The sequence below is a fragment of the Streptomyces sp. WAC03905 genome (assembly GCF_057371075.1).
Genome location: NZ_JBXYDZ010000003.1, coordinates 2,551,484 through 2,573,228, shown reverse-complemented (window position 1 = coordinate 2,573,228; position 21,745 = coordinate 2,551,484). Strand labels below are relative to the sequence as shown.

The following is a 21,745-nucleotide window of genomic DNA, read 5'->3' as shown; positions in this document are numbered from 1 at the left end:
CCGCATCCGCACCGGCATCCGCATCCGGCCGCGGCCGCGGAGCCTCGCATTCCGCCCCGCCCGCCACAGGCGACAATGGCCCGGTGCTCCACGATCTCTTCCCGCCCGGGGTCCAGCATGCGCTGGACCTCGCCGGCATCTACGTCTTCGCCACCGCGGGCGCCCTGCTCGCCGTCCGCAAGAACTTCGACGTCTTCGGCATCGCCGTCCTCGCCCTGGTCACCGCCCTGGGCGGCGGCCTCTTCCGCGACCTGGTCATCGGCGCCGTCCCGCCGGCCGCCTTCGGCGAGCTGAGCTTCTTCGTCACCCCGCTGATCGCCGCCGCGATCGTCTTCTTCCTGCACCCCGAGGTCCAGCGGATCAACCGGGCCATCAACGTCTTCGACGCCGCCGGCCTCGCGCTGTTCTGCGTGACCGGCACGACCAAGGCCTACGAGTACGGCCTCGGTCTGACCGCGTCCGCCGCGCTGGGCCTCGCCACGGCGGTCGGCGGCGGCGTCCTGCGCGACGTGCTGGTCAACGAGGTCCCCTCGCTGCTGCGCGACCGCGAGATGTACGCCGTGCCCGCCACCGTCGGCGCCGCGATGGTCGCGGTCTCGATCGCCCTGGACTCCCTCAACGCCCTCACCACGGGCCTGGCGATCGTGACCACCTTCGTCCTGCGGCTCCTCGCCATGCGCTACCACTGGCGGGCACCGCTGGCCTGGAACCGGCGCTCCTCGGTGGCCGAAGAGCCGTAACAAGAGAAAGCTACCGCTTAGTAGCAAGCGGGTGTACCGTCGTTCCATGTCATTTGCAGCTGCCCAGGCATCCATCGGCGACAGCGAGTTCGACCGCGACACCGCCATCACCGAGCGCGCGGGCGAACCGGGCGTCTACGACGCGGAGCTCTCCGCTGGCTGGACGATCATCGCCGCCGTCAACGGCGGATACCTGCTGGCCCTGGTGGGCCGGGCCCTGTCCGCGGCCCTCCCGCACCCGGACCCCTTCACGGTGTCCGCGCACTACCTGACCTCCTCCGTGCCCGGCCCCGCCGTGATCCGCACCGAGGTCGTCCGGGTCGGCCGCACCCTCTCCACCGGGCAGGCCTCGCTCCTCCAGTTCGACGAGCACGGAAACGAGGTCGAGCGGATCCGCGTCCTCGCCTCCTACGGCGACCTCGCCGCCCTGCCGGACGACGTGCGCACGGTCGCGGTACCGCCGCTCATGCCCACCTACGAGAACTGCGTCGGCCCGGAGGCCGGCCCCGCGCCGATCCCCGGCAGCTCCGCCATCGTGGACCGGCTCCGGCTGCGCCTGGATCCGGCGACCGCCGGCTGGGCCGTCGGCGCGCCCTCCGGCAAGGGCGAGATGCGGGCCTGGTTCGAACTGGCCGACGGCCGCGACGCGGACCCGCTCTCCCTGCTCCTGGCGGTGGACGCGCTGCCGCCGACCGCCTTCGACCTCGGCCTGGTGGCCTGGACCCCGACGGTGGAACTCACCACGCACGTCCGCCGCCGCCCCGCCCCGGGCCCGCTGCGGATCGCCATCACCACCCGGAACCTGGCCGGTGGCTTCCTGGAGGAGGACGCCGAGGTCTGGGACTCCACCGACCACCTGGTCGCGCAGTCCCGCCAGCTCGCGCGAGCCCTGCGCATGTGACGCCCGCCCGGCCGGGGAGCCGTGGACCCGCCGGTCCCGCGCCCCCGGCCGGATCGGGGTCCCGCCGGGCGGAGGGGCGCGCACGGGCTCGTAGAATCGGGGGATCATGGCCTACCTCGACCACGCCGCCACCACCCCCATGCTGCCGGAGGCCGCCGCGGCGATGACCGCGCAGTTCGCCGCCACGGGGAACGCCTCCTCCCTGCACGCCGCCGGCCGCCGGGCCCGCCGCACCGTCGAGGAGGCCCGCGAGGCCTTCGCCGAGGCGATCGGAGCCCGCCCCAGCGAGGTGGTCTTCACCGCCGGCGGTACGGAGGCCGACAACCTCGCCGTCAAGGGGCTCTACTGGGCCCGGCGCGACGCCGACCCCGGCCGGACCAGGGTCATCGCCAGCCCCGTCGAACACCACGCCGTCCTCGACGCCGTGCACTGGCTCGCCGAGCACGAAGGCGCCCAGGTCGACTACCTGCCCGTCGACCGCCACGGGCGCGTGCACCCCGACGCGTTCCGCGAGGCCGTCGAGCGCGACCCGGACGACGTCGCCCTGGCCACCGTCATGTGGGCCAACAACGAGATCGGCACCGTCATGCCGGTCCGCGAACTGGCCGCCGTCGCCCGAGAGGCCGGCATCCCGCTGCACTCCGACGCCGTCCAGGCCTTCGGGCAGCTCGACGTCCACTTCGGCGACAGCGGCCTCGCCGCCATGACCGTCAGCGGCCACAAGATCGGCGGCCCCTACGGCATCGGAGCCCTGCTCCTCGGCCGCGACCAGAGCCCCGTACCCGTGCTGCACGGCGGCGGGCAGGAGCGGCACGTCCGCTCCGGCACCCTCGACGTGCCCGCCGTGGCCGCCTTCGCCGTGGCCGCCGTCCTCGCCGCCGAGCGGCGCGAGCAGTTCGCCGCCGAGATCGGCGCCCTGCGCGACGAGCTCGTCGGCGCCGTCCTCGCGGCCGTGCCCGACGCCGTCCTCGGAGGCGACCCCGAAGAGCGGCTGCCGGCCAACGCCCACTTCAGCTTCCCCGGCTGCGAGGGCGACTCCCTCCTGCTCCTGCTCGACGCCCAGGGCATCGAGTGCTCCACCGGCTCGGCCTGCACCGCGGGCGTCGCGCAGCCCAGCCACGTCCTGCTGGCGACCGGCACCGACCCGCAACTGGCCCGCGGCACCCTGCGTTTCTCCCTCGGCCACACCTCCACCAAGGAGGACGTCGCCGCCCTCGCCGCGGCCATCGGACCCGCGGTGGAGCGGGCCCGGACCGCGGGCCTCAGCTGAGCGTGCGGGAGGCTCAGGCCGCAGCGGCCAGGGCCTCCCGGACCATGCGCAGGTAGCGGTCCCAGTCCCAGTGGGCGCCCGGGTCCGTGTGGTCGGCGCCCGGCACCTCCGAGTGCCCGACGATGTGCTTGCGGTCCGCCGGGAAGTCGTAGCGGCGGCAGATGTCGGCCGCCAGCCGCGCCGACGCCGCGTACAGGGCGTCCGTGAAGTCCTTCGGCCGGTCCACGAAGCCGACGTGCTCGATGCCGACGCTGCGCTCGTTCATCGAGCGGTTCCCGGCGTGGAAGGCCACGTCCAGCTCGCGCACCATCTGCTCCACGTGTCCGTCGCCGCGGACTATGTAGTGCGCCGAGGCCTTGTGCCACGGGTTCTTGAAGGCGTCCACCGACGACTGGAAGCCGCCCTGCGTGACGTGCACGACGATCCGGTCCACGCGGTAGTCGTCGGGCCGGTCCGCCATCCGCCAGTTCGCCGGGGAGGCCGCGGTCCAGCCCGCGCCCGCGTGGTCGATCTCGCCCTCCTTGCGCGGCTTGGCCACCCCGGGCAGCAGCCAGTACCCGCGCCGGATCTCGTCCCGCCCGGCGACCGCCGCCGCGGCGACCACGCCGAGCCCGCCGAACAGCACGGCCCTGCGCGTGCGGCTCCTCGGCTTCGATCCCGCGTTCCCCTGCTCGGTCATGTGATCCACCCCCCTGACCCGACAACGCGCTGTGACCCCGCTCGGTTCCCCCGTACCCTGGACGGTGCTATGACTGAGAACCTGCCGCGCACCGACCGCCCCCTTCGCGTCCTGGCCGCCATGTCCGGCGGAGTGGACTCCGCCGTCGCCGCCGCCCGCGCCGTCGAAGCCGGGCACGACGTGACCGGCGTCCACCTCGCACTCTCCGCGAACCCGCAGTCCTTCCGGACCGGCGCCCGGGGCTGCTGCACCATCGAGGACTCCCGCGACGCCCGCCGCGCCGCCGACGTCATCGGCATCCCCTTCTACGTGTGGGACCTCGCCGAGCGCTTCCGCGAGGACGTCGTCGAGGACTTCATCTCCGAGTACGAGGCCGGGCGCACCCCGAACCCCTGCCTGCGCTGCAACGAGAAGATCAAGTTCGCGGCCCTGCTCGACAAGGCCCTCGCGCTCGGCTTCGACGCCGTCTGCACCGGCCACTACGCGACCGTCGTGCTGAAGGAGGACGGCTCCCGCGAGCTGCACCGCGCCTCCGACATGGCCAAGGACCAGTCCTACGTCCTCGGCGTCCTCGACGAGAAGCAGCTCGCCCACGCCCTCTTCCCGCTCGGCGACACGCTCACCACCAAGGAAGAGATCCGCGCCGAGGCCGAGGAGCGGGGCCTGGCCGTCGCCAAGAAGCCCGACAGCCACGACATCTGCTTCATCGCCGACGGCGACACCCAGGGCTTCCTCGCACACCGCCTGGGCAGGGCCGAGGGCGACATCGTCGACGAGTCCGGCGAGAAGGTCGGCACCCACGAGGGCGCCTTCGGCTTCACCATCGGCCAGCGCAAGGGCCTGCGGATCGGCCACCCGGCCCCCGACGGCAAGCCGCGCTACGTCCTCGACATCTCCCCGGTGAACAACACCGTCACCGTCGGCCCCGTCGAGGCCCTCGACGTCAGCGCCCTCACCGCGATCCGGCCCCGCTGGTGCGGCGCCGAGGCGGCCGCCCCGGGCACCTACACCGCCCAGCTGCGCGCCCACGGCGGCGAGACCGAGGTCTTCGCCGAGGTCGTGGACGGCGAGCTGCGCGTCTCCTTCACCGAGCCCGTCCGGGGCGTGGCCCCCGGCCAGGCGATCGTGCTCTACGACGGCACGCGCGTGGTCGGCTCCGCCACCATCGCGACGACGACGCGCGCCGCGGCCGCCGCCACCGCCTGACGGGCGGGGACGGCGACCGCCGCCGGTCAGACCACCGTCAGGACGATCTTGCCGGTGGTCCGGCCCTGCTCGCCGATCTCGTGGGCGCGGGCGGCGTCGGCGAGCGGCAGCACCGTCTCGACCAGCGGCTTCAGCAGACCCTTGTCCGCGAGGTCCGCGATGGCCTCCAGGCCCTTGAGGTCGGGGTCGACCAGCACCCAGGAGGCGTTGACCCCGTCGGCGTCCGCGGGGACGTCGTCCGGACCGGGCAGCGACACCAGGTGCCCACCGGGCTTGAGGACCTTCAGGCTGCGCTCGGCGGTGTCGCCGCCCAGCGCGTCCAGCACGACGTCGACGTCCGCGACCGCCTCGGCGAAGTCCACCGAGCGGTAGTCGATCAGCTCGTCGGCGCCCAGCCCGCGCAGCACGTCGTGCTTGGCCGCGCTGGCCGTTCCGATCACGTACGCACCGCGCGCCTTGGCGATCTGCACCGCCAGGTGCCCGACGCCGCCGGCCGCCGCGTGCACGAGCACCCGCTGGCCGGGCGTGACGCCCGCGGTGTCCACCAGGGCCTGCCAGGCGGTGAGCGCCGCGAGCGGCAGCGCCGCCGCCTGCACGTGGTCGAGGGAGGCGGGCTTGCGGGCGAAGTGCCGCGCCGGGGCCACCACGTACTCCGCGTAGCCGCCCGCCTGGCGCGGGAAGTGCGGCATGCCGTAGACCTCGTCGCCGGGGGCGTAGAGGGTCACGCCGGGGCCGACCGCCTCGACGGTGCCGGAGACGTCCCAGCCCACGATCGGGGTCTCGCCCCAGGCGATCAGGGCGCCGCTGGCGCGGGTCTTCCAGTCGACCGGGTTGACGCCCGCCGCGTGGACCCGGACGAGGACCTCGCCCAGACCCGGCTCCGGCCGCTCGATCTCCCGCTCGACCAGGTTCTCGGGGCCGCCCCACTCGTTGACGACGATCGCGCGCATCTCAGTCCGCCTCATTCCATCCGTTTGCGTCAGGTACCGGGGTGTTTCCCGGCGACGTGTTCCAGATTCGGGCACCGCGCGCCCCCGTGGTGTTGGCCGTTTGGCCACTATGTGACAGGATCTGGCCATGGGTGAATTCGAGGAGCACACCGGGGAAGCGACCCCCCGCGGGAGCGGCGCGGACGGCCGGCACCTGGTCGCGGTGCTGGCCCTGCCAGGCTTCCCCCCGTTCGAGCTGGGCATACCCTCGCGGGTCTTCGGCAGTGCCGTGGACGACGACGGCCGGGATCTCTACGAGGTCGTCGTCTGCACCGCCGACGGCGCCCCCGTGTCCAGCGACTCCGGTTTCACCCTCCAGCCGGCCGCCGGGCCCGAGGCCCTCGCCACCGCCGACACCGTGATCGTCCCGCCCACCCACGCCATGCCCGAGCTGGCCGACGGCGGCCCGCTGCCGCCCGCCGTCGCCGCCGCCATCGCCGGCATCCGCCCCGGGACCCGCCTGGTGTCCATCTGCTCCGGCTCCTACGTGCTCGCCGCCGCCGGACTCCTCGACGACCGCCCCGCCACCACCCACTGGAACCTCGCCGAGGAGTTCCGCCGCGCCTATCCCCGGGTCCGCATCGACGAGGACGTCCTCTTCGTCGACGACGGCGACGTCCTGACCTCCGCCGGGGTCTCCGCCGGCGTCGACCTGTGCCTGCACCTGATCCGCCGCGACCACGGCGTGGCCGTCACCAACCGGGCCGCCCGCATGTGCGTCGTACCGCCCTGGCGCGACGGCGGCCAGGCCCAGTTCATCGACCGCCCGGTCCCCGAACCCACCGTCGCCACCACCACCGCCACCCGCGCCTGGGCCCTGGAGCGCCTCGCCGAACCGGTCAGCCTCGCCGAACTCGCCGCCCACGCCCGGATGAGCCTGCGCACCTTCACCCGGCGCTTCCGCGACGAGGTCGGCATGACCCCGGTGCAGTGGCTCACCGCCCAACGCCTGGAGACGGCCCGGCACCTGCTGGAGTCCAGCGACCTCCCCGTCGACCTGGTGGCCCACCGGTCCGGCTTCGGCTCCGCCAACTCCCTGCGCCAGCACATGCGCGCGTCCCTCGGCGTCTCCCCGATCGCCTACCGCCGCACCTTCCAGCCCACCGCCCCGGCATGACCCCGGAGATGTGCGGGCGGCGTGGGGGAAAGACGTACACGATCAGTTCTTTCGGGAGAGTGCCCGCGCCCTGCGTGGAGCCTGTTCCTCGTCTAGCCCTGGGCCCTGGGTGACTCGACGAGTGCTCCGGAGGCCCCGATTTCCGTCGGATGGACGGTGAGAAGACTGCCGGACGGAGAACTCTCGGCGCATGTGTTCACCATCGATCGCGCCATCGACACGCGACCCTCCTGATCCACGGAGGTTTACGGGCCGCCCCCGTCCATCGGCTTCCTGGGCTTGCCCCACCAGGTATCCCACCCGGCCCACAGGTTGGATTGCCCGCGCTCGTCGTTCCAGGTGCACGTGACATTCAGCCCCCGGCGTAGTCGCGGTAGTCCGAAGCGTGGCCGATGGTGGGCAGGTGCTCGAACACGTAGGACCGGCCGGCGGCGGTGATCGGCCTCTCGATGCGCAGGGCATCGCTGTCGGGGATCGCCACGGGGCAGGACGGTCACATCGCCGCTTGCACGGCACGCCCACCATGGCGGTTCGGGTGATCTCCCCACTCTCGCCTCCCACCCCGCCCCCTGCGCCGGGGCCGGGCCGCACGCGGGATCTAGCGGGCAGAGTCGGATGACAGGACCGGCGACGCGGCCGCGTGATCCGCGCAGGCGGCCCACCAACTCTCGCCGCCGGCGGCGCTGACCCGCACGCTCCACAGTGCGCGGTGGGGGCACGGGGCGGCCCAGGTGCACTCGCCCCGCGCGGAAGCCGTGCCGGGCCTGTGGTTACTCGCTGCCCACGGACATTTCTCGCGGAGTTCCATGGGTGCCATTGAAGCGGAAGCGCGTCCGGCGGCGCCGCCGAACGGGGCAGCTCCGCCCAGGAAGTTCCTTACCCCGGAGGTAATCGCCACCGCCGCCGCCCGCTGACAGGATCGGACCAACGGGCCGCACCGGCGGACCGGTTCGGTACCGACAGGGGAGCAGACCATGACCGCGTACGCCATCGCCCACCTCCGCCCCGAGACCATGCACGAGGACGTCCTCACCTACATCGAGGCCATCCAGTCGACGATGGACCCCTTCGGCGGCCGCTTCCTCGTGCACGGCCAGCAGGTCGAGGTCCTGGAGGGCCCCTTCCCCGGCACCGTCGTCGTCATCGGCTTCCCCGACATCGAGCGGGCCCGCGCCTGGTACGCCTCCGAGGCCTACCAGGCCATCCTCCCGCTGCGCACGCGCCACATAGCGGGCGAGGCGGTCCTGGTCGAGGGCGTTCCGGCCGACTACGACGCCTCGAAGACGGCCGCGACCCTGCGCGCCGAAGCCGGCCTCTGATGGGCGACCGGGCCACCTTCGTCGTACGGCGCGGTGGCCCGGGACCTCGACCTGCCGGAGGGGCGATCCCGGGCCCGCGCGCCCATGCGAACGAGGACAGCCGGTACGCCGACGGCTCGGTCGAGGCGGGTGTCCTCGCGGACACCTCTCGCGGGCTCCTGCTGTTCTTCGCGTCGGAGGGGCCTTCCGCCTCACTGCGCACCCGGGCCGCCGGGCTGGAGCTGTTGCGGCACGCCTGGCCCGGCCGGGAGGTGCGTCGGCTCTACGGCGGCCAGAGCGGGCTGCGCGCCCACCGCGGCCTCGCTCCGCAGGAGCAGCCCGAGGCCGCGGTGCACCCCGGCCCGGCGCCGGAGCCGGACGACGAGGAGCGGGCGGATCCCGGTCCGCCGGCCGCCGTGGTAGCGGTGGCCGGACCGGACCGTGGAGTTCCCGACCGCTGGACGGAGCACGGACGGGCATCCGGCGGCCGCTGCGCGCCGCCTCCCGCCCGCCGCCACCGCGGACCGGGCGGGGGCTGTGGAACGGTTCCCGCGGGCTGCCAGCGGCCGGGACGCCGGGGTCCCGGCCCGGGCCGAGCGGCGGACCGCTCCTCGGCGCGGCGCCCCGTACGGTGGTCCGCGAGGCGTACCGCGCCGCCGGGGGCGGGTGAGCCGATCGCGGCGGGTCCGCGGGGTCGGCGGCGGCCCGGGGGCTTCGCCCTCCGCGGCCTGCGGGACCTGCGAGCATGGCGGTATGGCTACTCACCTGATCACCGGTGCCGGTTCCGGCATCGGCGCCGCCGTCGCGAACCGTCTGCACGCCCGCGGCGACGACCTCGTCCTCCTGGCCCGTGACGCCGCCCGCGGCAAGCAGCTCGTCGAGCGCTACCCCGGATCCCGGGCCCTCGTGGGCGACCTCGCCGATCCCGACCGCCTCTCCTGGGCCTTCTCCAAGCAGGCGATCCCCGAGCGCATCGACTCGCTGCTGCACATCGCCGGCATCGTGGACCTCGGACCGGTGGGGGAGCTGCGCCCCAAGACCTGGCACCAGCAGCTCAACGTGAACCTGGTCGCCCCCGCCGAGGTGACCCGGCTGCTGCTGCCCACCCTGCGCGCCTCCAAGGCCACCGTCGTCTTCGTGAACTCCGGCGCCGGCCTCGCCGCGCACGCCGACTGGAGCGCGTACGCGGCCTCCAAGCACGGCCTGAAGGCGCTCGCCGACTCCCTGCGCGGCGAGGAGCGGGCCAACGGCGTCCGCGTCACCTCCGTCTACCCGGGCCGCACCGCCAGCCCCATGCAGGCCAAGGTGCACTCCCAGGAGGGCAAGGACTACGACCCCGCCGACTGGATCGACCCCGAGTCGGTGGCGACCACCATCGTCATGGCCGTCGACCTGCCCCGCGACGCCGAGGTCAACGACCTGTCCGTGAGGCCCGGCCGATGAGCGCGGGAGCGACCGGCGTCGGCTCGCTGCCGGGCGGCGACGCCCGCGAGGCCGCGAAGACCGCGACCGGCTCCTTCGAGGACTTCCCGTACCTGCCCGAGCTGCCCGCCCGCGGTCCCGGCGCGGACATGATCGGCCGCTCGGCCGGGATGCTCGTCGACCTGTACGCGCACGTGGAACCCAGCGGCTGGCGGATCGGCGACCGGCCCGGACGCGACACGCGCCGGGCCCGGTCCTGGCTGGGCGAGGACCTGGACGCGCTGGAGGAGTTCACCCAGGGCTACACCGGCCGGCTCAAGGTCCAGGCCGTCGGGCCCTGGACGCTCGCCGCCGCCCTGGAGCTGCACGGCGGCGAGGCGATGCTGCAGGACGCCGGCGCCTGCCGGGACCTGGCCGGATCGCTCGCCGAAGGCCTGCGCGAGCACCTGGCCGACGTGCGCAAGCGGATCCCCGGCGCCGAGGTCGTGCTCCAGCTCGACGAGCCGTCCCTGACGGCCGTGCTGCTCGGCCGGGTCCGCTCCGCGAGCGGCTACCGCACGTACCGGGCCGTGGACCGGCAGGTCGTCGAGGGGGCGCTGCGCGACCTGTTCGCCGTCCACGACGGCGAGGTCGTCGTCCACTCCTGCGCCCCCGAGGTGCCCTTCGGGCTGTTGCGCCGGGCCGGTGCCACAGGGGTGTCGTTCGATTTCTCCCTGCTCACGGAGCGCGAGGACGACGCCGTGGGGGAGGCCGTCGAAGGCGGTACGAAACTGTTCGCCGGAGTGGTGCCGGGTACCGACGGCCCGTTGTCGGACCCGGGCGGTAGCGTCATGGGTGTCAGGAAGCTCTGGCGCAGGCTGGGGCTGGCCCCGGGGACTCTCGCGGAGTCCGTCGTGGTCACCCCCTCGTGCGGTCTGGCGGGCGCGTCGCCCGCCTACGCCCGCGCGGCGCAGGCGCATTGCGCCAGAGCGGCGAGGTCGCTCGCCGACAACCCTGAGTGACGGTCGGGACGGGCCACGGGAGGACACGGCATGGCAGCCGAACAGCAGGACACGGCAGTACCGGCAGCGGTGCGCGAACAGCACCAGCTGCTGGCCGAGCAGGTCGAGGAGCACCGCTTCCGGTACTACGTCAACGACCAGCCGGTCGTCAGCGACGCCGAGTTCGACAAGCTGCTGCGTTCGCTGGAGGCGCTGGAGGAGCAGTACGCCGAGCTGCGCACGCCCGACTCGCCCACCCAGAAGGTGGCCGGGGCGTACGAGACGGACTTCGCGTCCGTCGTGCACCGCGAGCGCATGCTCTCCCTCGACAACGCCTTCGACGACGAGGAACTGTCCGCCTGGGCCGAGCGGGTGGCCCGGGACGCGGGCACCTCCGACTACCACTACCTGTGCGAGCTGAAGGTGGACGGCCTCGCCGTCAACCTCACCTACGAGAACGGCCGGCTCACCCGGGCGGCCACCCGCGGCGACGGCCGCACCGGTGAGGACATCACGCCCAACGTCCGCACCATCGCCGACATCCCCGACCGTCTGTCCGGCGACCGGATCCCGGCGCTCGTCGAGATCCGCGGCGAGGTCTACTTCCCGATGGAGAAGTTCGAGGAGCTCAACGCGAGACTCGTCGCGGCGGAGGGCAAGCCCTTCGCCAACCCGCGCAACGCCGCGGCCGGTTCGCTGCGCCAGAAGGATCCGAAGGTCACGGCGAGCCGCCCGCTGCACATGGTCGTCCACGGCATCGGCGCCCGCGAGGGCTTCGAGATCGAGCGCCAGTCGCAGGCGTACGAGCTGCTGCGCGAGTGGGGCCTGCCCACCGCCCGGCACAACAAGGTGCTGTCCTCCCTGGCCGAGGTCCGGGCCTTCATCACCGAGTTCGGGGAGAACCGGCACTCGGTGGAGCACGAGATCGACGGCGTCGTCGTCAAGCTCGACGAGATCGCGCTCCAGGGGCGCCTGGGCTCCACCGCCCGGGCCCCGCGCTGGGCGATCGCCTGGAAGTACGCGCCCGAAGAGGTCAACACCAAGCTGATCGACATCAAGGTCGGCGTCGGGCGCACCGGCCGCGTGACCCCGTACGCGCAGGTCGAGCCCGTGACGGTGGCGGGCTCCGAGGTCGAGTTCGCCACCCTGCACAACCAGGAGGTCGTCAAGGCCAAGGGCGTGCTCATCGGGGACACCGTGGTCCTGCGCAAGGCGGGCGACGTCATCCCCGAGATCCTCGGGCCCGTGGTGGACCTGCGGGACGGCACCGAGCGGGAGTTCGAGATGCCGGCCGAGTGCCCCGCCTGCGGGACCGCCCTGCGCCCCATGAAGGAGGGGGACATCGACGTCCGGTGCCCCAACGGCCAAACCTGCCCGGCCCAGTTGCGGGAGCGGATCTACTACCTCGCCGGCCGGCAGTCCCTGGACATCGAGAACTTCGGCATCGTCGCGGCGGCCGCCCTGACCGGCCCACTGGAGCCGGCGCAGTCGCCCCTGCTCGACGAGGGCGACCTCTTCGACCTGACCATCGAACAGCTCCTGCCCATCAAGGCCTACGTCCTCGACCCGGACAGCGGCCTGCCCAAGCGCGATCCGAAGACCGGCGAGGAGAAGATCGTCAGGGTCTTCGCCAACCAGAAGGGCGAGCCGAAGAAGAACGCCCTGGCGATGCTGGAGAACATCGCCGCCGCCAAGGACCGTCCGCTCGCCCGCGTCATCAACGGCCTGTCCATCCGCCACGTCGGCCCGGTCGCGGCCGAGGCCCTTGCCCGTGAGTTCCGGTCCATCGCGGCGATCGAGGCGGCGACCGAGGAGCAGCTGACCGCGACCGACGGGGTCGGGGCGATCATCGCCGCCTCCCTCAAGGAGTGGTTCGCGGTCGACTGGCACCAGGAGATCCTGCGCAAGTGGCGTGCGGCCGGGGTGCGGATGGAGGAGGAAGGTTCCGCCGAGGAGGAGGGGCCGCGTCCTCTGGAGGGCCTGACCGTCGTCGTCACCGGTACTTTGCAGAGCCACACGCGGGACGGCGCCAAGGAGGCCCTGCAGAGCCGCGGCGCCAAGGTGACCGGATCCGTCTCGAAGAAGACCTCCTTCGTCGTGGTCGGCGACAACCCCGGCTCGAAGTACGACAAGGCGGTCCAGTTGAAGCTGCCCGTCCTCGACGACGCCGGATTCGCCGTACTGCTGGAGCAGGGCCCGGACGCGGCCCGCGAGGCCGCGCTCCCGGTGGACGGCGCCGCCGAAGGGGAGTAGGACCCGCGGGGCAATCCCCGAGGGGGAGTAGCAGAGGCGAACGGATGCGAGGCGTGCGGCCGTACGGGCGGGCGCACGCCAGGCGCGGCGGACGGTGGTAAACGGCCGGTACAAGGCTGGTCGCAGGGCGGTGACCTGTCGGATCATCGGACGGGTGACTGGGGGCCCCGGTCCAAACTCACCCGTTCGGCGGATACCGTACTGATGAGGATGGCTGGGTCGCATTCGGGCAACCACTGCCGACCGCTGCCCCTGGGAGCCTCCCGCGTCCTACTGTTGAGGTGTGCGCCTGTCGTGCACGGCTGCGGGATGCGATTTCGGCCGTGGTGGCATGACATCGGGGCCATCGCGTGACATCGGCATCGCCGGCTGTGAGAGGTACGGGCATGAAACCCACCGAAAGCGCCGACCCGTCACCTGAATTCGGCGGGGACATCCCGTCCATGCGGGCGGGCAGGCTCGGTCTCCTGGGTGCCAGGACGCCGGAGACCCGACCGGTCGTCACCGGTGAGGGCGGGCAGGGGCGGCGCGGCGTGCTGCCCTTCCTCGTCGTGGGTCTCGCGGTCGCGGTCCTCACCACCGGCGTCGCGTCCGCCCTGAACGGCCGTCACGCCCTTTTCCCCGGCGGGCCGGTCGGCTGGGCACTGGCCCTCCTCACCGGCATCATCGTCGGCCACCTCGTCGCCCTCGGCCGCGACCGCTGGTGGGGCGGCACCGGATCGGGCGCCGCCCTCACCCTCGGCGTGCTCATCCTCTACGGCTGGGTGCCGGCCGGACTGGTCTCGCTGGCCGTGGTCTCGCTGGTCGGCGCGGCCCGCCGGCACCGCTGGCGGCAGGGCCTGCTCCACGGCTCCGTCGACATCCTCGGCATCGGGGCCGGCGCCCTCGTCCTCGCCGCCTTCGGCGAGACGCCCTCCGTCGAGAGCCCCTGGCCGCCCACCGCCTGGGGGCTGGACGCGGTACCCGAGATCGCCCTGGTCGCCGTCGCCTACCTGCTGGCCACCCGGCTCCTGCTGTGGATCGCGCTGGCCCCGCGCGGCGGCGGGCTGCCCACCGTGGCCCGCACCGCCCTGCTCCGACAGGCCTTAGTCGCGGTCGCGCTGCTCGGCATCGCCCCCCTCATCTGCGTCGTCGCCGTCAGCCGGCCGGTGCTGCTGCCGCTGTTCGCCGTACCGCTGATCGCGCTGGACTCCACCCTCTGGATCGCCCGGGCGCGCGCCGAGGAGCAGCTGCGGGACCCGCTAACCGGGCTGCCGAACCGGCAGTGGCTGCTGGAGCGCGCCTGGTCCGCCTTGGACGAGGCGGAACGTCTCGGCACGCGGGCGGCCCTCGTGCTGATCGACCTGGACCGCTTCCGCGCCGTCAACGACACCCTGGGCCACCTGGCCGGCGACCGGCTGCTCCTCCAGATCGCCGACCGGCTGCGCCAGGCCCTGCCCGAGGAGGCGGAGGCCGCCCGCCTCGGCGGCGACGAGTTCGCCGTCCTGCTCCCCGTCACCGACTCCACCACCAGCGCCCAGCGCGTCGCCCGCCACCTGGTCGCGGAGCTCAGCTCCCCCCTCGACCTGGACGGCCTCACGCTCGTCCTGGAGGCCAGTGCCGGCCTCGCCGTCTTCCCCGACCACGCGCTGGACGCGGAGGGCCTGCTGCGGCGCGCGGACGTGGCGATGTACCAGGCCAAGCGGGACCGCACGGGCGTGGAGGTGTACGAGTCCAAGCGCGACAGCAACACCCCCGACCGCCTGGGCCTCCTCGGCGACCTCCGCAGAGCCCTCGACGCGGGCGAAGTGGAACTCCACTACCAGCCGAAGGTCCGTTTCGACGGACAGGTCGCCGGACTCGAAGCACTGGTCCGATGGGTCCACCCGGAACGCGGCCGGGTGCCTCCCGACGAGTTCATCGCGATCGCCGAGACCTCCGGGCTGATGCCGCACCTGACGGAGTACGTGCTGGAGACCGCCCTGGCCCAGGTGGCCCGCTGGCGGGCGCAGGGCCTCAAGGTCCCCGTCGCCGTCAACGTCTCGCCGCGCGACGTCCACACCCCCGGCTTCGCCGGCGCGGTGGCCGCCCGGCTGGCCCGCCACGGGGTCCCGGCCAGCGGCCTGCAGCTGGAGATAACGGAACACGTCCTGCTGGAGGACCCCCAGCGGGCGGCGGACACCATGGCCGGCCTCACGGGGCACGGCGTGAAGATGTCCCTGGACGACTTCGGCACCGGCTACTCCTCCCTCGTCCACCTGCGCCGCCTGCCCGTCAGCGAGCTGAAGATCGACCGCTCGTTCGTGGGCCGGCTGGCCGTCGACACGCAGGACGCGGAGATCGTCCGCTGCACCGTGGACCTGGCGCACTCGCTCGGGCTCCTCGTCGTGGCGGAGGGCGTCGAGGACGACGAGACCTGGGAGCGGCTGCGGGACCTGGGCTGCGACGCCGTACAGGGATGGCTCGTGGCCGCCGCCATGCCCCCGCAGGAGGCCACGGCCTGGCTGCTGGCCCGCGGCGAACGCGGCTGGCGCCGCCCCGCGGACATCACGGCGGAACTGGCGGCGGCCGAGGCCGACGCGGTCTGACCGCCGGCGGGCCCGTCCGGCGCCCCGCCGACGGTCGGGAACGGGGTCGGGCACGAGCCCGGTGGGTGGGCGGCACCGGTGAACGGGGCGTGGGTCCGGGCGGAGCCGCGGGGCACCCGCGCGGCGGACCCGCGCGACCGCCCGCGCCAAACCGTTTCGCAGGGCGGGCGCCGTGCCCCATAGGATTGAGCCCGAAACTACACATCCACCCACCCCCAGAGGATCGCTGCATGCCTGGCATTACGCGCGAGGAGGTCGTCCACCTCGCACGGCTGGCGCGCCTTGAGCTGTCCAGCAACGAGCTGGATCACTTCGCCGGACAGCTCGACGACATCATCGGCGCGGTCGCCCGTGTCTCCGAGGTCGCCGACCAAGACGTCCCGCCGACCTCCCACCCGCTGCCGCTGACCAACGTCATGCGCGCGGACGAGGTCCGTCCGTCGCTCACCCCCGAGCAGGCGCTCTCCGGTGCTCCCGCCCAGGAGCAGCAGCGTTTCAAGGTGCCGCAGATCCTGGGGGAGGACTAACAGCCATGGTCGACATCATCAAGCTCACGGCCGCAGAGACCGCCGAGAAGATCGCCTCCGGCGAGCTCACGGCCGTCGAGGTGACCGAGGCCCACCTGGCCCGCATCGACGCCACCGACGAGAAGGTCCACGCCTTCCTGCACGTGGACCGCGACGGCGCGCTCGCCCAGGCCCGCGCCGTCGACGCCAAGCGCGCGGCCGGTGAGAAGCTCGGCCCGCTGGCCGGCGTCCCGCTCGCCCTCAAGGACATCTTCACCACCGTCGGGGTCCCCACCACCGTCGGCTCGAAGATCCTCGAAGGCTGGATCCCGCCCTACGACGCCACCCTGACGCGCAAGCTCAAGGAAGCCGACGTCGTCATCCTCGGCAAGACCAACATGGACGAGTTCGCCATGGGGTCCTCCACCGAGAACAGCGCCTACGGGCCCACCGGCAACCCGTGGGACCTCACCCGCATCCCCGGCGGTTCCGGCGGCGGCTCCGCCGCGGCCCTCGCCGCCTTCCAGGCCCCCCTCGCCATCGGCACGGACACCGGCGGCTCCATCCGCCAGCCCGCCGCCGTCACCGGCACGGTCGGCGTGAAGCCCACGTACGGCGGCGTCTCCCGCTACGGCATGGTCGCCTTCTCCTCCTCCCTCGACCAGGGCGGCCCCTGCGCCCGTACGGTCCTGGACGCGGCCCTGCTGCACGAGGTGATCGCCGGGCACGACCCGCTCGACTCCACCTCCATCGACGCCCCGGTCCCGCCGGTCGTCGAGGCCGCCCGCAACGGCTCGGTCGCCGGCATGCGCGTGGGCGTCGTCAAGCAGTTCGCCGGCGAGGGCTACCAGGCCGGCGTCGTCCAGCGCTTCAACGAGTCGGTGGAGCTCCTCAAGGAGCTGGGCGCCGAGATCGTCGAGCTGGACTGCCCGTCCTTCGACCTCGCGATGGCCGCGTACTACCTGATCGCGCCGTCCGAGTGCTCCTCCAACCTGGCCCGCTTCGACGCCATGCGCTACGGCCTGCGCGTCGGGGACGACGGCACCAAGTCCGCCGAGGACGTCACCGCCCTGACCCGCGAAGCCGGCTTCGGCGACGAGGTCAAGCGCCGCATCATCCTCGGTACGTACGCGCTCAGCTCCGGCTACTACGACGCGTACTACGGCTCCGCCCAGAAGGTCCGCACGCTCATCTCGCAGGACTTCGAGAAGTCCTTCGAGCAGGTCGACGTGATCGTCTCCCCGACGACCCCGACCACCGCCTTCGCCATCGGCGAGCGCACCGACGACCCGCTCGCCATGTACCTCGCGGACCTGTGCACCATCCCGACCAACCTGGCCGGCAACTCCGCCATGTCGCTGCCCTGCGGCCTGGCACCGGAGGACGGTCTCCCGGTCGGCCTGCAGATCATCGCCCCCGCCATGAAGGACGACCGCCTCTACAAGGTCGGTGCTGCGGTCGAGGCCGCCTTCGTCGCGCGCTGGGGTCACCCGCTGCTCGAGGAGGCACCGTCGCTGTGAGCACCAGTGCACTGTCCAAGGCCAAGGGCTTCAAGAAGTCCAAGACCGGCACCTACCTGTCGATCGGCACCACCGCCTTCGGCGCCATCAGCGTGCTGAAGCAGGTCAAGAAGGCCCGCAGCGAGCACGACATGCTGAAGCTGGTCGACGCCGCCGTGTCCGCCGCCGCCATCGTCACCGGCCTCGCGATCCTGTACCGCGAGCTCAAGCGTCTGGGCGACGACGACGTCCTGCTGGGCTGAGAGGGAAAGTTTCACCGTGACCACCTTCACCGAACTGCTGTCGTACGAGGACGCCCTGGCGTCGTACGACCCCGTCATGGGCCTCGAAGTCCATGTCGAGCTCGGCACCAGGACCAAGATGTTCTGCGGCTGCTCGACCGAGCTCGGCGCCGAGCCGAACTCGCAGACCTGCCCCACCTGCCTCGGCCTGCCCGGTTCCCTGCCGGTCGTCAACGCGATCGGCGTCGAGTCCGCCATCAAGATCGGTCTCGCGCTGAACTGCGAGATCGCCGAGTGGTGCCGCTTCGCCCGGAAGAACTACTTCTATCCGGACATGCCGAAGAACTTCCAGACCTCCCAGTACGACGAGCCCATCGCCTTCAACGGCTACCTGGACGTCCAGCTGGAGGACGGCGAGATCTTCCGCGTGGAGATCGAGCGCGCCCACATGGAAGAGGACACCGGCAAGTCGCTGCACGTCGGCGGCGCCACCGGCCGTATCCACGGCGCGTCCCACTCCCTGCTGGACTACAACCGCGCCGGCATCCCGCTCATCGAGATCGTCACCAAGCCGATCGAGGGCGCGGGCGAGCGGGCCCCCGAGGTCGCCAAGGCCTACGTCGCCGAGCTGCGCGAGGTCATCAAGGCCCTCGGCGTCTCCGAGGCCCGCATGGACAAGGGCCAGATGCGCTGCGACGTGAACCTGTCGCTGCGCCCGACCCCCGAGTCCGAGTTCGGCACCCGCAGCGAGACCAAGAACGTCAACTCGCTGCGCTCCGTCGAGCGCGCTGCCCGCTTCGAGATCCAGCGCCACGCCGCGGTGCTGTCGTCGGGCGGGTCGATCGTGCAGGAAACCCGGCACTTCCACGAGGAGGACGGCTCCACCACGGCCGGCCGCATCAAGGACAACGCCGAGGACTACCGCTACTTCCCGGAGCCCGACCTGGTGCCCGTCGCCCCGGCCCGCGAGTGGGTCGAGGAGCTGCGCGGCGCTCTGCCCGAGATGCCGCGCGTGCGCCGCAACCGCCTCCGCGAGGAGTGGGGCGTCAGCGAGCACGACATGCAGTCGATCCTCAACGCCGGCGCCGTGGACTCCATCGTCGCCACCATCGCGGAGGGCGCCGACTCGGCGGCCGCCCGCAAGTGGTGGATGGGCGAGCTGGCCCGCAACGCCAACGAGCAGGGCGTCGTCGTCGACGAGCTGCCGATCACCCCGGCGCAGGTCGCCCGCGTCGCGGCGCTCGTCGCCGACGGTTCGCTCAACGACAAGCTGGCCCGCAAGGTCATCGAGGGCGTCCTCGCAGGCGAGGGCACCCCGGACGAGGTCGTCGAGAAGCGCGGGCTGAAGGTCGTCTCGGACGAGGGCGCGCTCGGCGCGGCCGTCGACGAGGCCATCGCGGGCAACGCGGCCATCGCCGACAAGATCCGCGGCGGCAAGGTGGCCGCGGTGGGCGCCCTGGTCGGCGCGGTCATGAAGACCACCCGCGGCCAGGCCGACGCCGCGCGCGTCAAGGAACTCATCCTGGAACGCCTGGGCGTCTCCGAGGGCTGATCTCTTCACCGCCGTATGCCTGAACGCCCGAGGCCCCGCACCGAACGGTGCGGGGCCTCGGCCGTCTCCCGCACACTGGACGGGCAGACCGCCGACGGGCAGGGGGAGTTGAGGGTGGAGATCGGTGCGATGGTCATAGCGGTCGTGGGCGTCGCGGGCACGCTGGGGGCCGCGCTGCTCACCCAGCGCGGCGCGGAGCGGACCAAACGCCGGGAGATGGAGCTCGTCCGCGCGCACGAAGAGATCCGCGACTACCTGACGCTGCGGCGCAGTTGCTACGCGGACCTCAACCGGGACGCCCGGCAGTTCACCACCGCCCTCAACCGCCATCTGCACGTCATGCGGGAGCGCACGATCGAGGACGCGGACCGGGACGCGCTCGACCAGGCCAAGAACGCCCAGCGCGACCGCTACTCCGAGGCGCAGATGGTCGCCCCGGACTCCGTGCTCGGGCCCGCGAGTGCCGTCAACCACGCCTTGAGCACGGTCTACGGACAGGTCAAGCGTCTGGAGCGGGGCGCCCCCGAGGACGGCGAGACGATGGCCGCGGTCTCCCGGGACCAGCAGGAGATCTGGCGCCTGCTCCGGGAGATGCGCGCGGCCATGCGGGCCGACCTCGGGGTGTCGGACGGGTCCGGGCCCGTCAGCGTTTGAGGACGGGGGCCGCCAGGACGGCGTTGCCCCGGCCCTTGCAGCCCTCTTCCACCTTGATGCGCAGCCGCAGGGCGCCCTTGATGTCCAGCGACTTGGTGACCGGTTTGCCCAGGTGGACCAGTTCGGAGAACGTCGCGGGCTTGTCGTCCACCGAGATGGTCAGGCGGGCCTGTTCCACGGTCGAGCCGTCGTCGATCCCGGCGGTGAACTCCAGGGTGGACCAGGCCCGGTTGACGTCGTACTCGATGGCCGCGCCGTAGTAGCAGCTGCCGAGCAGCGCCGCCCCGTACTCCGTGGTGTTCAGCTTGGCGGAGCCGACCTCGAAGTTGTCGACGTCGCCCACCGAGGCCAGCACGGTCAGGTCGGCGACGTTGCTGTCCTTGACCGCGCCCGGGGCGTGCGGGCTGGAGGAGCCGTCCGGGCTCGCGGACGCCTCGGGCGTGGCTTCGTCGGAGGCGTCCGGCTGCGACGGGGTGGGGGAGGCGGGGGCCGTGGCCGCCGCGGCGCCGTCCCCGCCGGCCTTGCCGTCCTTGGCCGCGTCGGTCCTGTCCTTGTTCCCCAGGAGCTGTACGCCGATCACCGCGAGCACGGCCAGCACGACGACGGCGGCCGCCGAGCCCAGGATCACCGCGGTCCGCTTCTTCTTCGCCTTCCCGGCCGCCGGCGGCTCCGCCGCGGTCGCGGCGGCCGGGACGTCCGGGCCCGGGTGGTACGCCGCGGGACCGTAGCCCGCGGGGACCGAGTCGGGAACGGTGGCGGGCGCCGCCGGGGCCGGGTCGGGCGCCGTCACCGGCGCCGTCGCCGGGGCGGCCGCCGGCGAGGTCGCCCCGTACGGCGGCGGCTGGGACGGAGCCTCGGCGGGCCGGTCCGGCGGCGCGGCCGGCTGCGGGGGCACGAGGGGCGGCGGGGGCGCCGCGGGCCTCGGCGGGGAGTCCTGGAGAGCCCGCTGCGAGGTCGTCGACGTCGTCGTGGACACCACCGCGCGGCGCACGTCCTTCATCCACCCGGCCAGGTTCACCGGCCGCCGGGAGGGATCCTCCGCGTACAGGGCGGTGATCCGGGCGCGCTGCTCGGCGTCCAGTACCGCGATCTGCGGCAGCTCGGCCATCGCCCGGGCCAGCTGCTGCGGAGAGGCCGGCGGTGACTCCCCGCTGAGCAGGAAGTACGCGATCGCCCCGAAGGCGTACCGGTCGGTGCCCGGGGTCCGCTTGCCCTCGAACACCTCGGGCGCGGCGTAGCCCGGGGTGAACCAGACCTCCGCCGTCTGGTGGTCGGCGGTCAGCTTGCTGAGCCCGAAGTCCACCAGGGTGGCCTGGCCGTGCGCGTCGACCATGACGTTGCCGGGGGAGAGGTCGCCGTGGACGACCTGGCGCCCGGAGGGCGTGGCCTTCCCCGAGTGCAGCCAGTCCAGTACCTCGGCCAGCTGCTCCAGGGTCCGCATGACCTCGCGCCGCTCGGCGGCGGTGGTGAGCGTCCGCTCGGCCCGCCAGTCCCGCAGGTCGAGCCCGTCGATGTGGTTCATGACCAGGACGAGCGCCCGCCCGGTCAGGGTGGACGACTCCCCGGGCCGGTGGATCGGCGGGCCCTCGAAGTGCTCCCGCACCCCCACGACCCCGGGCCGGTGGACGAATCTCAGCAGTTCGGCCTGCTCGTTCCACTTCTGGCTGATGCGGTCGAACAGCTCGGGCGTCATGGTCGTCTTGGAGTCGAGCACCTTGACGACCACGGGCTCCGACCCGCCCGCCAGCTCGATCTCCGCGAGGTAGAGCACGGCCTCCCCGCCGCGTCCGATCGACCTGAGCAGGCGATAGCGGTCCGCTGCCGCGTCCGGACCGATGTGCAGATTCTGGCTGGTCAATTTCCCCCCAGC

At 73.0% G+C, this 21,745-nt stretch carries 20 protein-coding genes; 15 read left to right on the top strand and 5 right to left on the bottom strand.

Annotated features, from left to right (window positions below; genetic code table 11):
- Nucleotides 1–83 precede the first annotated feature (83 nt).
- From AC2RP6_RS13880 to AC2RP6_RS13870, 3 genes are all read left to right on the top strand, one after another.
- Nucleotides 84–740, top strand: a complete 657-nt coding sequence (locus tag AC2RP6_RS13880) for a trimeric intracellular cation channel family protein (RefSeq protein WP_486446504.1) — start codon at nucleotides 84–86, stop codon at nucleotides 738–740.
- A gap of 46 nt (nucleotides 741–786) precedes the next feature.
- Entirely contained in the window at nucleotides 787–1,641 is an 855-nt protein-coding gene (locus AC2RP6_RS13875; protein WP_486446503.1) for a thioesterase family protein, read from the top strand.
- Between the two features lie 106 nt (nucleotides 1,642–1,747).
- A complete protein-coding gene (locus AC2RP6_RS13870) occupies nucleotides 1,748–2,911 on the top strand; it encodes a cysteine desulfurase family protein (RefSeq protein WP_486446502.1) in 1,164 nt (387 codons plus the stop codon).
- Nucleotides 2,912–2,924: 13 nt separating this feature from the next.
- Here AC2RP6_RS13870 and AC2RP6_RS13865 read toward each other — a convergent pair whose 3' ends face one another.
- Nucleotides 2,925–3,590, bottom strand: coding sequence for an N-acetylmuramoyl-L-alanine amidase (locus AC2RP6_RS13865; protein ID WP_486446501.1), 666 nt, complete (start codon nucleotides 3,588–3,590; stop codon nucleotides 2,925–2,927).
- A gap of 69 nt (nucleotides 3,591–3,659) precedes the next feature.
- Here AC2RP6_RS13865 and mnmA point away from each other — a divergent pair, with 69 nt between their 5' ends.
- Nucleotides 3,660–4,796, top strand: coding sequence for a tRNA 2-thiouridine(34) synthase MnmA (mnmA, locus tag AC2RP6_RS13860; RefSeq protein ID WP_486446500.1), 1,137 nt, complete (start codon nucleotides 3,660–3,662; stop codon nucleotides 4,794–4,796).
- 26 nt (nucleotides 4,797–4,822) lie between these two features.
- On the opposite strand, the gene AC2RP6_RS13855 is transcribed toward mnmA, so the two are convergent.
- Nucleotides 4,823–5,746 (bottom strand): NADP-dependent oxidoreductase, encoded by a 924-nt coding sequence (locus AC2RP6_RS13855; RefSeq protein WP_486446499.1) that lies wholly within the window; start codon nucleotides 5,744–5,746, stop codon nucleotides 4,823–4,825.
- A gap of 127 nt (nucleotides 5,747–5,873) precedes the next feature.
- Between AC2RP6_RS13855 and AC2RP6_RS13850 the strand changes: the two genes are divergently transcribed.
- Complete coding sequence (locus AC2RP6_RS13850) at nucleotides 5,874–6,902, top strand: GlxA family transcriptional regulator (RefSeq protein ID WP_486446498.1); 1,029 nt, start codon at nucleotides 5,874–5,876, stop codon at nucleotides 6,900–6,902.
- A 352-nt stretch (nucleotides 6,903–7,254) separates the two neighbouring features.
- On the opposite strand, the gene AC2RP6_RS13845 is transcribed toward AC2RP6_RS13850, so the two are convergent.
- Nucleotides 7,255–7,383, bottom strand: coding sequence for a hypothetical protein (locus AC2RP6_RS13845; RefSeq protein ID WP_486446497.1), 129 nt, complete (start codon nucleotides 7,381–7,383; stop codon nucleotides 7,255–7,257).
- Nucleotides 7,384–7,876: 493 nt separating this feature from the next.
- Here AC2RP6_RS13845 and AC2RP6_RS13840 point away from each other — a divergent pair, with 493 nt between their 5' ends.
- A complete protein-coding gene (locus AC2RP6_RS13840; RefSeq protein ID WP_486446496.1) occupies nucleotides 7,877–8,221 on the top strand; it encodes a DUF1330 domain-containing protein in 345 nt (114 codons plus the stop codon).
- 191 nt (nucleotides 8,222–8,412) lie between these two features.
- Here the strand turns inward: AC2RP6_RS13840 and AC2RP6_RS13835 are convergent, their stop codons facing one another.
- The gene (locus AC2RP6_RS13835) at nucleotides 8,413–8,670 is read right to left on the bottom strand and encodes a hypothetical protein (protein ID WP_486446495.1); all 258 of its coding nucleotides are present in this window, start codon (nucleotides 8,668–8,670) and stop codon (nucleotides 8,413–8,415) included.
- A gap of 283 nt (nucleotides 8,671–8,953) precedes the next feature.
- On the opposite strand from AC2RP6_RS13835, the gene AC2RP6_RS13830 reads away from it, so the two are divergent.
- The 9 genes from AC2RP6_RS13830 (at nucleotide 8,954) to AC2RP6_RS13790 (ending at nucleotide 19,875) form a co-directional block, all read left to right on the top strand.
- Nucleotides 8,954–9,643 (top strand): SDR family oxidoreductase, encoded by a 690-nt coding sequence (locus AC2RP6_RS13830; protein ID WP_486446494.1) that lies wholly within the window; start codon nucleotides 8,954–8,956, stop codon nucleotides 9,641–9,643.
- A complete protein-coding gene (locus tag AC2RP6_RS13825) occupies nucleotides 9,640–10,623 on the top strand; it encodes a methionine synthase (protein ID WP_486446493.1) in 984 nt (327 codons plus the stop codon). The genes AC2RP6_RS13830 and AC2RP6_RS13825 overlap by 4 nt, the downstream gene beginning before the upstream one ends.
- Nucleotides 10,624–10,653: 30 nt before the next feature.
- Nucleotides 10,654–12,855 carry an NAD-dependent DNA ligase LigA gene (gene ligA, locus AC2RP6_RS13820; RefSeq protein WP_486446492.1) on the top strand — a complete coding sequence of 734 codons (2,202 nt, stop codon included), beginning with the start codon at nucleotides 10,654–10,656 and terminating at the stop codon, nucleotides 12,853–12,855.
- Between the two features lie 386 nt (nucleotides 12,856–13,241).
- Nucleotides 13,242–15,422, top strand: coding sequence for a putative bifunctional diguanylate cyclase/phosphodiesterase (locus AC2RP6_RS13815; RefSeq protein WP_486446491.1), 2,181 nt, complete (start codon nucleotides 13,242–13,244; stop codon nucleotides 15,420–15,422).
- A 230-nt stretch (nucleotides 15,423–15,652) separates the two neighbouring features.
- On the top strand, nucleotides 15,653–15,949 hold the full coding sequence (gene gatC / locus AC2RP6_RS13810) for an Asp-tRNA(Asn)/Glu-tRNA(Gln) amidotransferase subunit GatC (RefSeq protein WP_030030671.1): 297 nt from the start codon (nucleotides 15,653–15,655) through the stop codon (nucleotides 15,947–15,949).
- A gap of 5 nt (nucleotides 15,950–15,954) precedes the next feature.
- Nucleotides 15,955–17,448 carry an Asp-tRNA(Asn)/Glu-tRNA(Gln) amidotransferase subunit GatA gene (gatA, locus tag AC2RP6_RS13805; RefSeq protein ID WP_381880692.1) on the top strand — a complete coding sequence of 498 codons (1,494 nt, stop codon included), beginning with the start codon at nucleotides 15,955–15,957 and terminating at the stop codon, nucleotides 17,446–17,448.
- The gene (locus tag AC2RP6_RS13800) at nucleotides 17,445–17,690 is read left to right on the top strand and encodes a hypothetical protein (protein ID WP_078095125.1); all 246 of its coding nucleotides are present in this window, start codon (nucleotides 17,445–17,447) and stop codon (nucleotides 17,688–17,690) included. The genes gatA and AC2RP6_RS13800 overlap by 4 nt, the downstream gene beginning before the upstream one ends.
- A 16-nt stretch (nucleotides 17,691–17,706) precedes the next feature.
- Entirely contained in the window at nucleotides 17,707–19,221 is a 1,515-nt protein-coding gene (gatB, locus tag AC2RP6_RS13795; RefSeq protein WP_486446490.1) for an Asp-tRNA(Asn)/Glu-tRNA(Gln) amidotransferase subunit GatB, read from the top strand.
- Between the two features lie 15 nt (nucleotides 19,222–19,236).
- Entirely contained in the window at nucleotides 19,237–19,875 is a 639-nt protein-coding gene (locus AC2RP6_RS13790) for a hypothetical protein (RefSeq protein WP_486446489.1), read from the top strand.
- Here the strand turns inward: AC2RP6_RS13790 and AC2RP6_RS13785 are convergent.
- Nucleotides 19,865–21,733: a protein kinase domain-containing protein gene (locus tag AC2RP6_RS13785; RefSeq protein WP_486446488.1), complete on the bottom strand. Its 1,869-nt coding sequence runs from the start codon at nucleotides 21,731–21,733 to the stop codon at nucleotides 19,865–19,867. The genes AC2RP6_RS13790 and AC2RP6_RS13785 overlap by 11 nt on opposite strands.
- Between the last annotated feature and the right edge of the window lie 12 nt (nucleotides 21,734–21,745).

What these genes read in the sequence shown, in the direction of transcription:
- AC2RP6_RS13875 (WP_486446503.1), top strand. Translation starts at nt 787, where the DNA reads ATGTCATTTGCAGCTGCCCAGGCATCCATCGGCGACAGCGAGTTCGAC.
- AC2RP6_RS13870 (WP_486446502.1), top strand. Translation starts at nt 1,748, where the DNA reads ATGGCCTACCTCGACCACGCCGCCACCACCCCCATGCTGCCGGAGGCC.
- AC2RP6_RS13865 (WP_486446501.1), bottom strand. Translation starts at nt 3,590, where the DNA reads ATGACCGAGCAGGGGAACGCGGGATCGAAGCCGAGGAGCCGCACGCGC.
- mnmA (WP_486446500.1), top strand. Translation starts at nt 3,660, where the DNA reads ATGACTGAGAACCTGCCGCGCACCGACCGCCCCCTTCGCGTCCTGGCC.
- AC2RP6_RS13855 (WP_486446499.1), bottom strand. Translation starts at nt 5,746, where the DNA reads ATGCGCGCGATCGTCGTCAACGAGTGGGGCGGCCCCGAGAACCTGGTC.
- AC2RP6_RS13850 (WP_486446498.1), top strand. Translation starts at nt 5,874, where the DNA reads ATGGGTGAATTCGAGGAGCACACCGGGGAAGCGACCCCCCGCGGGAGC.
- AC2RP6_RS13840 (WP_486446496.1), top strand. Translation starts at nt 7,877, where the DNA reads ATGACCGCGTACGCCATCGCCCACCTCCGCCCCGAGACCATGCACGAG.
- AC2RP6_RS13830 (WP_486446494.1), top strand. Translation starts at nt 8,954, where the DNA reads ATGGCTACTCACCTGATCACCGGTGCCGGTTCCGGCATCGGCGCCGCC.
- AC2RP6_RS13825 (WP_486446493.1), top strand. Translation starts at nt 9,640, where the DNA reads ATGAGCGCGGGAGCGACCGGCGTCGGCTCGCTGCCGGGCGGCGACGCC.
- ligA (WP_486446492.1), top strand. Translation starts at nt 10,654, where the DNA reads ATGGCAGCCGAACAGCAGGACACGGCAGTACCGGCAGCGGTGCGCGAA.
- AC2RP6_RS13815 (WP_486446491.1), top strand. Translation starts at nt 13,242, where the DNA reads ATGAAACCCACCGAAAGCGCCGACCCGTCACCTGAATTCGGCGGGGAC.
- gatC (WP_030030671.1), top strand. Translation starts at nt 15,653, where the DNA reads ATGCCTGGCATTACGCGCGAGGAGGTCGTCCACCTCGCACGGCTGGCG.
- gatA (WP_381880692.1), top strand. Translation starts at nt 15,955, where the DNA reads ATGGTCGACATCATCAAGCTCACGGCCGCAGAGACCGCCGAGAAGATC.
- AC2RP6_RS13790 (WP_486446489.1), top strand. Translation starts at nt 19,237, where the DNA reads ATGCCTGAACGCCCGAGGCCCCGCACCGAACGGTGCGGGGCCTCGGCC.